General features: G+C 50.7%; 5 protein-coding genes. All 5 read right to left on the bottom strand.

The window, feature by feature from the left end:
- Positions 1 to 156: 156 nt before the first annotated feature.
- The 5 genes from L1X57_RS11515 to L1X57_RS11495 all read right to left on the bottom strand — a co-directional run bounded on the left by L1X57_RS11515 (position 157) and on the right by L1X57_RS11495 (position 8,248).
- A complete protein-coding gene (locus tag L1X57_RS11515; RefSeq protein WP_009721720.1) occupies positions 157 to 1,980 on the bottom strand; it encodes a hypothetical protein in 1,824 nt (607 codons plus the stop codon).
- A complete protein-coding gene (locus L1X57_RS11510) occupies positions 1,977 to 2,999 on the bottom strand; it encodes a hypothetical protein (protein WP_009721719.1) in 1,023 nt (340 codons plus the stop codon). Before L1X57_RS11510 ends, L1X57_RS11515 begins: the two co-directional genes overlap by 4 nt.
- Positions 2,992 to 6,183: a UDP-N-acetylmuramoyl-tripeptide--D-alanyl-D-alanine ligase gene (locus tag L1X57_RS11505; RefSeq protein ID WP_009721718.1), complete on the bottom strand. Its 3,192-nt coding sequence runs from the start codon at positions 6,181 to 6,183 to the stop codon at positions 2,992 to 2,994. Before L1X57_RS11505 ends, L1X57_RS11510 begins: the two co-directional genes overlap by 8 nt.
- A gap of 95 nt (positions 6,184 to 6,278) precedes the next feature.
- Positions 6,279 to 6,911 carry a response regulator transcription factor gene (locus L1X57_RS11500; protein WP_009721717.1) on the bottom strand — a complete coding sequence of 211 codons (633 nt, stop codon included), beginning with the start codon at positions 6,909 to 6,911 and terminating at the stop codon, positions 6,279 to 6,281.
- Positions 6,911 to 8,248, bottom strand: a complete 1,338-nt coding sequence (locus L1X57_RS11495; RefSeq protein ID WP_234667723.1) for an HlyD family type I secretion periplasmic adaptor subunit — start codon at positions 8,246 to 8,248, stop codon at positions 6,911 to 6,913. The genes L1X57_RS11500 and L1X57_RS11495 overlap by 1 nt, the downstream gene beginning before the upstream one ends.
- Positions 8,249 to 8,275: the final 27 nt, after the last annotated feature.

Here is an 8,275-nt window from a genome sequence, read left to right as displayed (position 1 = left end):
TCGCCGCTTTAGTACGAGCCAATGAAAGTAAAATTTCATTAACGGCATTTTGCAGCAAGGCTAGTCTTGATGAAGGCAAATTCATATTGTACCGGTGGACAGTACGAACATAGCGATAGGAAGGAGCTGATGGACACTGAAAACTATAATGGTCTTTTAATACTCAACAGAGCGTTCCACCATGGCTTTATTCTGTTCATCAGCCAGATTGATGGCCTCGCAGGCTTTTACAAGACCGGCCATCATATTAAGTGCGCCCGAATCATTATGAAGGTGACAGCGTTGGCAAAATTCGTGCGCACGTGCAGCCAATGCAACGTAGTTAGCAGCCATGGTTGGTGAATTAAATTCAGACCAGCCTTGCTGAATATCAGTGCTTTCCCACTGACCGCTGATTACCTCAAGCACTTCCGCATGTAGCTTTGCTGATAGTGGCCAGTGTGCTCCCATCGTGTCGTATACCCAGCCCTGCCAGTCTAGTAGAAGCATATGATTGCCTATAACTGCCACGCGGGCGCTACTCGGATTTTGCACCGTCAGAGATTTGGGAAGCCTTTCCATCTCAACAATCATAAGTGGCCATAACTGCATGAAGTGCTCAACTTGAAAGCGTTGATTATCTTCTTGGGTCAGGTATGCAAAATGCGAGGCCTTAATTTTCCTCATGCGTTCAGGTAATGAGGCAAACGTTGCCGCGTATTGGGTGACGACCTTGTTCGACAAAGGGACATGACGCAAGCATTGACGCAGCTCATTCATCCAAGGTTTACGCTCTTCCGAATTTTTCCATTGGGGAGGCTTGTCCCCCAGCTCTAACAGCACAAAAGAGCACCAAGACAAACGACCATTGGCTCGCAAAACAGGCACAGTAGGAATGACACCATAGCAATAGCCACTTACTTCACTCAAAAGCGCGATTTCATGAAGCGCTTCATTTTCTCGAGCAGAGACATAGCACTTGAGCAATACATAGAGAGGGGAGCCATTGCTGTCAGTATCACGAACCAACACGTGTGCTATAGCCCGTCCATAAAGTAGGCGGCACTGAATAATTTCGGGGTCGCGGTGACAATAGTTACACTCAACCAGCCATGGCAATAGCCACAGTTTGAGCGTCGCTTGTTCAAAGCGTTGTACAAAATCTGAGATTGAAAAGAGAGAGACCTGTTGGGAGCGAGGCAAAAGCAGCATATTAATCTGCTGAAAATACTTGATGATGCCCAAGAAATTTACCAACCCATTGACGCTGGCCGCCATTAATTGGCGCATTCCTAGCAGCAGTATGAAGAGTGTCAAAAGTGGGCGCATTGTCCCATTGAGGTAATCCAGGACAATGATTAAAAACCCCAAGGCAAAGCTGACATTGATGACTGTCAGAACGTTGCCTTGCAGCGTATCCTGAATTTTCTGCACCCTTTCAAAGCGATAGTAAAAGCCAACGATCATCACCAATCCCAGCACACAGGAAACTGCCAATAGCGCTAACAGAGGGTGTAGAAAAGCGATCACAAGACAGAAGAGTACGGCAATGACCGTTGATGAGAGGGCTCCTATCACAACACCTAGTACACGCTTGCCAAGTAATCGGTGGTTGGCAACCAATCGGGTTTTATTCAAATGCCCCAGAATTGTGGCAGAAAGATGGGCAATGGCTTTTTTAACTAGCCATTGAAGAAAGGCATAGGCGCAAAAACAGAGTACTGCCAATACTATTAATACCGCTATCTTATTACCGTGGTTATTCACCGCGGGAACCCAACCATCTATGCGACTGCGCCCGGTTATCAACACTTGAAGCAATTGCCAGGGTAGTACCAAGCTTGCCAACAACATGATTTGACTTGCCACCTGCATCAACAGGATAGCCAATACACGCCAGCGAAACGGCCATAACACCGCACGCACCAGCGCCGCCATCAGGTCACGAACTTGATCCCCGTGGACCTCTCCCCTCTCATTGCGAGCCGTCTGGTTGCTCATCGATCAATCTTTGGTTCAATAAGTTGCATAAACACACGTAACTCGTCCGGTTGATCGGCTATCGGCATATACGTTGAAACGGCATGATGCAAAGCGGATAAAATGACCCCATTGTGACGCAGGCTACGCTGTTCAGCCTCCGCCCAACCATACACTGGCCATTGTTCATGATGGGCCAGCGCCGCCCCGGCCTCATTTAGTGAAGTGAAAAGTAACGGCAGAAACGCACTGCCATAAAATTCGCTCACTGCCACTACCTGGCTACCATCATGATAGCGCTTATCTTGAAGCTCCTTCGGGATGGAGCTATCTTCTTTTGAATCAAGCAGATAAAACAATCGCTGCCAAAATGGCGCTGCGCCGTAGCTTGCTTGCATCACCTCTTCAAGCGCCTCAACAGTAGCAGGCAAGGCATACCCCTCTTGCGCATCCCCTCTCAATAATGATTCCGACCAACGGGCCAATCCTTCATACACCCAACCTTGCTTGAACATCATGTGCGCATTTTGATATAAATGAAAAAGCTCATGGGCAGGGGTTAAGTTTCCTGCTGCATTCACTTGACCACCTAGGGCCATGCGAATATGGCAATCAGGCACAGTCGGACTGCGTACAACTTCATCATAAGCTTGTCCGCCACGTGATTGGTCAGCACGTAATATCACCATAATGAAGTCTGCACGCTGATAGCGGGGCATGAGCAAAGGTGGCGCAAGCTCCAATACTTCGCGATAGATTACATCGGCGGCTTTAAGCTGTACTTCCAAGTCATCAAGTCTTGTGGCGCTCAGCGTCCCTCCTTGATCAACGGCCTCGATAAAGAAGTGAACGCTATCTAAATAATCGGCATGATCCGGCTCATTTGCCAGTACATCAAGCGGTGTATCGCGCTGCAGGTAATAACATTCTCCCGCCTCTGAATGCGGCTGAGCAACCACTGGCGTTAGCCAGCCCATCATTGCGCAAAGAATTAGCAGAGCAACCCAGCCCCGCTGGAATGATGATAGGTGTTTAATCATGAGGTGGCTGTGAAAAAAGCGTGTGCAGCCCGGTGCTATGGGATGCCTTAGCAAGTACGCTATCGTGCGACATTAGATGGTCAGGCAGTGCTGACTCAAGAGCGTTGACATCCGCGAAGTGAAACACTCCAGAGGCTTCTCCACCCAATAGCGGCGCCAACGCTTGGCAATGTTGGCCACAGAGCAGAATTTTCCTAACCGATAGCGCAGCAAGAATAGGTGCGAGTTCCTGATGCAGGCTCTCTGCCTCTGACCCAAGCTCAAGCATATCGCCAATGATTAACAGCTTCTTACCTACATCCACAGGGAGTGCGGAGAAAGCCTCCAGCGCCATACGCATCGATAAAGGATTGGCGTTATACGTTTCATCGTACAGGGTGATTGGCATCCCCTGGCAGTCTATGGCCCGCACCTCGCCTCGCCCTGCCACCGCTTGAAAAGATGTCAGGCGGGATATAATGATGTCTAAAGGTAGGTGTTCGTGCCTGGCCACGGCTAATACCGCCATGGCATTCAGCAGCATATGACGCCCAGCAGCAGCCATGCTGAGTTCATATGCAGTGCCATCAAACATAATGCGCCCGCTATTCCCTGCAAACTCCAGCATGCGTATGTCTGCGTCAGGGTGTTCACCAAAACTAATCACCTGTAGGTGATAGCGCCTCGCCTGCTCAGCCAGGTAAGTATACTGAGGCATATCGCGATAGAGAATAGCGACCCCATTGGGAGGCATACTCTGAAAGATAAGCGCTTTCTTGCGGGCAATTTCGTCCAGCGAGCGGTGATACACCAGATGCGATGCCGCAATATTAGTAATAATGGCGACGTCTGGGCGAGCAAGATCCGTATTGCGAGCCATGGAACCGATGGCCATTTCAACCACCCAGTAGCGTGCTTCTTGCGGCATAGTCGCAATGTTCCAGGCAATACCAATCGGCAGGTTGGCACTGCCTTGCGTTTGCCCTACTGCACCGGTGTAGCTTAGTACATGAGCCAGCATCGCCACTGCCGTTGTTTTACCAGCACTACCGGTAATGCCGACAACGCGACCAGCATAACAACGTCGTTGCCACTGCCCTATGGCCAGCGTCGCTGCACGCACATCGGGAACTTGCAACACGGGCACGCCGATATCACGATACGCCTCGCTATCATCGCAAAGCACTGCGGAAGCGCCTTTGCTCACCAGAGATTTCACCGCGGCAAATGGCAAAAAACCTTTATCCATTTCCTTGCCCCGAGCGACAACCACCTGCCCCGGCTGAAAAGATTTTGGCCAGCAGCATAGCCCTTTTGCCAGCCACTCATTAGGCGGCACTGATGCCCATACTCCTCCGGTTGCTGAGGCGATGGCCTTGGCGTCCAGCCGATCCCCTACTCGCGGCTTTACACTGGCATAGCTTGCCTCACGCAGCATCTGCTGGTACGCCACCAGCCCCGATAAGTAGTGCTCTACATCGTCTATCCTTACGCGAAAGCTGTGATGACGAATAAAAAAGCCATCCACGATAGTCGCCGGCGCCTTAAAGTACATAGCAACTTCCGGCCAGAAAAAACCATTCAGAAGATAGTTCGCTCTGGCATGCAGTGCACGGTAAAACGCATTGACATCAAAACCGTTCAGCACATCGGTCAAACCTGGGCGTGTCTCCAGCTTGAGTAACGTTTTATGAAACGCCATCGACAGCTCAAGCAACGTTGGAAACGTAGTGGCCCGCTTGTGAATAAAATCGACATAGCCCGCTATATTGCGTACTGCAAACGCAAAATATTTACGTTCGGGACGATATGCCACCAACTCATTTGAGCAATACGCAAGCCAATGGTCGTGGGCGTTTTCGTGTCCATTAGCAATGAAGTAGTCAAACGCTTTGACCACACACTCCAGCCAACGACTATCGCGGGTATGATCGTAAAGCCGCATTAGGGCAAAGGCGGCTTCGCCATCGTAATAAATGATCCGCGCCTTTTCCTTAACCGATAAATCCTCAGCATTGAGCACATGCACAAAGCTACCATCGGTCTCCTGCATTCTCGAAATACCTAATGCCAGTGCATCCGCCAGACCAGCATAACGATCGTCCCCCGTGACCTGGTGATACTTCACCAATGCAAGAATGGCGACCGCGTTGGCTCCCAGTTTGATAATGTCGCCTGCATCCACCACATAGGCCGCGCCTTGGCGATGGATTACGAACTGGGAACATAAGCCCGAAAGCGCGCTGGCAATCTGCTGGCGTAATACACCGAGCTCCTCGTTACTTAAAAGCCCTTGTTCCGCACAGGCTTCATAACCTTCCAACAAGGCATAAGTACTACTAGCGTGGCGTAATGAATTATAAGTGTTAATGCGGCGGTCAAAACAGGGAAAATAGCCATACACATAGCGGCCATCTTCGTTCACCTGATTACCTAAAAAGCGAGTGGAGCGCGCGATTAGCTCCCCAGTGGATACCGCTGTTAGAGGTGGGACTTTTCGCCTGCCCCAGCATCTCGGCTGAGTATCCAGAGCATGCACGCTAACATTTTCGCCACTAACATCTACAAACACGCCGGTAGTCGAAAAGCTCCACACCGGCATATCATCGGCAAAGTCTGGCATCTGGCTTGAACCATGACGCGCTTTTATATACCGCTCTAGATGAGCTTGGTTGACGTCGGCATGTGCAACCTGATTCCCTGCGTACAAACAGGCATTAGCGTTAAGTTCCATCTCCGTTAGCAAGAGTCGAGGAAGTTTCTTGCCAACATAGGCTAAGCCGCTACGAAAATAGTTGCGCTTATAGCGTTTGATTTCTTGCTTTAGCGCCAGCCAATGCCACTCGCGCACCGCAAAAGGCCACTCTAACCGACACCACACCAAAGGATGCGGGAACTTTCGCTCAAGTCGTTCCAATGCCTCTTTCAACGTGGGGAGTAACGCGGCCCAGTTGCCTGCCTGCAAGCTGCTCACATCAAGCTGCACAGAGGCGACTTGTGCGCGCTCATAGCCATCGCTTGCCGAGATCAGTATTAGCTGAGCAAACTCTGCTGGCTGTGCATGCTTGTTTAACCACATAGGCATCACCGTTTCGCCAATGCCATCCAACGCATGCGCAAGGTCAACCGCCTGTATAGCTTTCCCAGCGCCTTGCTTACTTTGTAGAAGTGGGCCAAGCAGTGAAGAGCTTTTATTATCGGGCATTCAATTGCTCAAAAATATGGGCTAATGCAAAAGCCCGAAGTTTAGCGAATACGTATAAAACCTTTCGAAACACTGCTCACACTCAGACATATCAATTAGAGCCGTTCTGAAAAGCGCTCAGCAACAGGTGCTAACTTGAGTATTAACTGCAGGCGATCACGAACGGATAGCTTCTTAAATATGGCGCTTAGATGGGCTTTTACCGTACGCTCAGTGATGTCTAACTGGCGAGCGACTTCTTTGTTGGTTGCCCCGCGGGCAACCGCTAGCGCCACCCCCCGCTCGCGCTCCGTGAGCAAGTTCAAATATTCACTGTGCTGATGCCCTTCACCGTTCTGGCGGTTTTGCAGTGCCTTAAATGTTCCGCCCATCACTTTCGCAAGCAGCTCTTGCCCCACCCAAACCCCTTGATTGGTAACCACAAGGGCCACTTGGATAAGTACATCGGGTGCCGCCAGTGTGTGCACGTATCCGCGCGCTCCAAGGTCAAGCGCCTTCAGGGCCTCACGATCATTAGGCGCATAGCTGAGCAACACCACAACCGCCTTTTTTGCGATTACCGCCGGAATCAACTCATCCCAGTTTTCGACCATCGTTGTCAGCCATACCACATCACCCGACTGCACCTGATCCAACACTTTATTCGGCGTGGTGGCTACACTTTTAGGAAAAGCACTTTCCCAGCGAGCCTTCAGGCTACCATCCGTTGTTACAAACCAATGTTTCATTAGCGCTCCCCCATGGAATCTCGCCACGCCCTTAAAACAGGTTTTAGTAAGAACTGCATGACCGTTCTTTTTCCTGTCACAATATCTACCTGTGCTGTCATCCCTGGAATCACCTGAAGGCGCTCAGCAATACTTTCATCTTGCAAACTGCGAACACGAACCAAATAAAACGTATTGCCATCATCATCAGTAATCGTATCTGCGCTGATGTGATCAAGCTCAGCCTGCAAGCCACCGTAAATGGCATAGTCATAGGCAGTGAGTTTGATCGTCGCTGGCTGCCCCGGGTGAAGGAAAGCAATATCCTGGGGAGCAATGCGTGCCTCAACGAGTAGCTGGTCATCGCTGGGCACAATATCCAACACTTCTTGGCCTGGCTGGAGTACTCCGCCAATCGTATTGATATGAATACGCTGAATCACACCATCGACAGGTGAGCGTATTTCGGTAAGTCGCACTCTATCTTGAAGACCAGTGCCTGACTGCTGAAGTGCATTTAAGTCTCCTAACGTCTGAGCAAGCTCATTTCGCCACTCACTTCTACGTTCGGCACCTAGCTCAAGTAACTGCCCCTCCGCTTCTTCCACTCCCGCTTCCAGACGTGAAACAGCAGCGGCAGCTTGATTGCGCTCACCAGTGGCACGCGACACTTCACGCTGTAAGCGCAATACCTCAACTTCTGAAACAGCACCTGAGGCGAGTAGTGGGCGAGTTAAGTTAAGCTCTTGCCCTGCCATACTTGCTTCACGCTGGGCAGTATCACGACGTGCCTGCGCTTCCCGAAGTTCTTCTCGACGTTGCCGAATACGATCGTTGAGCACGTTTTCTTGTTCGCGTAGCTCTTCGCGGCGGCTTTCATACACTTCTCGTTCCTGCATCACGATACTAGGCACTTCTTGACGCAGCTCTTCAGAAGGCTCAAATGCAGTTCCAGCAGCTAACGCCCGCAGCCGTTCTGCGCGTGCTTCAAGTGCAAAACGCTGAGCACGGTTTTCGCGAAAATCAGAAACGAACCGCGTTGGGTCAATTTGCATTAACACTTCGCCAGCACTGACCACCTGCCCTTCCCGTACCATGATCTGCTCTATCACACCGCCGTCAAACGACTGAATGCGCTGCAATTGGCTTGCCGGAATAACGCGCCCCGCGCCACGGGTTACTTCGTCGATGGCAGCAACCGATGCCCAAACCACCAGCACAATGATGGTTAATAAAACAGTGTAGAGAAATAGCCGCGCACGAATGGGTTCTTGCTGCATACGCGCCCAGTCAGTATCACTCGCCCAATCACGACTGAGGTGCGCAGATGTGACACGGCGAGCAAAGAGTCGATCCATAAAAGGGCGAAATGGCTTCTGCCCTTT

It is taken from the genome of Halomonas sp. TD01 (assembly GCF_923868895.1).
GTDB lineage: Bacteria > Pseudomonadota > Gammaproteobacteria > Pseudomonadales > Halomonadaceae > Vreelandella.
Note: the sequence above shows the minus strand (reverse complement) of the source record. Positions and strands in the feature narration are given on the sequence as shown.

What these genes read in the sequence shown, in the direction of transcription:
- L1X57_RS11515 (WP_009721720.1), bottom strand. Translation starts at nt 1,980, where the DNA reads ATGAGCAACCAGACGGCTCGCAATGAGAGGGGAGAGGTCCACGGGGAT.
- L1X57_RS11510 (WP_009721719.1), bottom strand. Translation starts at nt 2,999, where the DNA reads ATGATTAAACACCTATCATCATTCCAGCGGGGCTGGGTTGCTCTGCTA.
- L1X57_RS11505 (WP_009721718.1), bottom strand. Translation starts at nt 6,183, where the DNA reads ATGCCCGATAATAAAAGCTCTTCACTGCTTGGCCCACTTCTACAAAGT.
- L1X57_RS11500 (WP_009721717.1), bottom strand. Translation starts at nt 6,911, where the DNA reads ATGAAACATTGGTTTGTAACAACGGATGGTAGCCTGAAGGCTCGCTGG.
- L1X57_RS11495 (WP_234667723.1), bottom strand. Translation starts at nt 8,248, where the DNA reads ATGGATCGACTCTTTGCTCGCCGTGTCACATCTGCGCACCTCAGTCGT.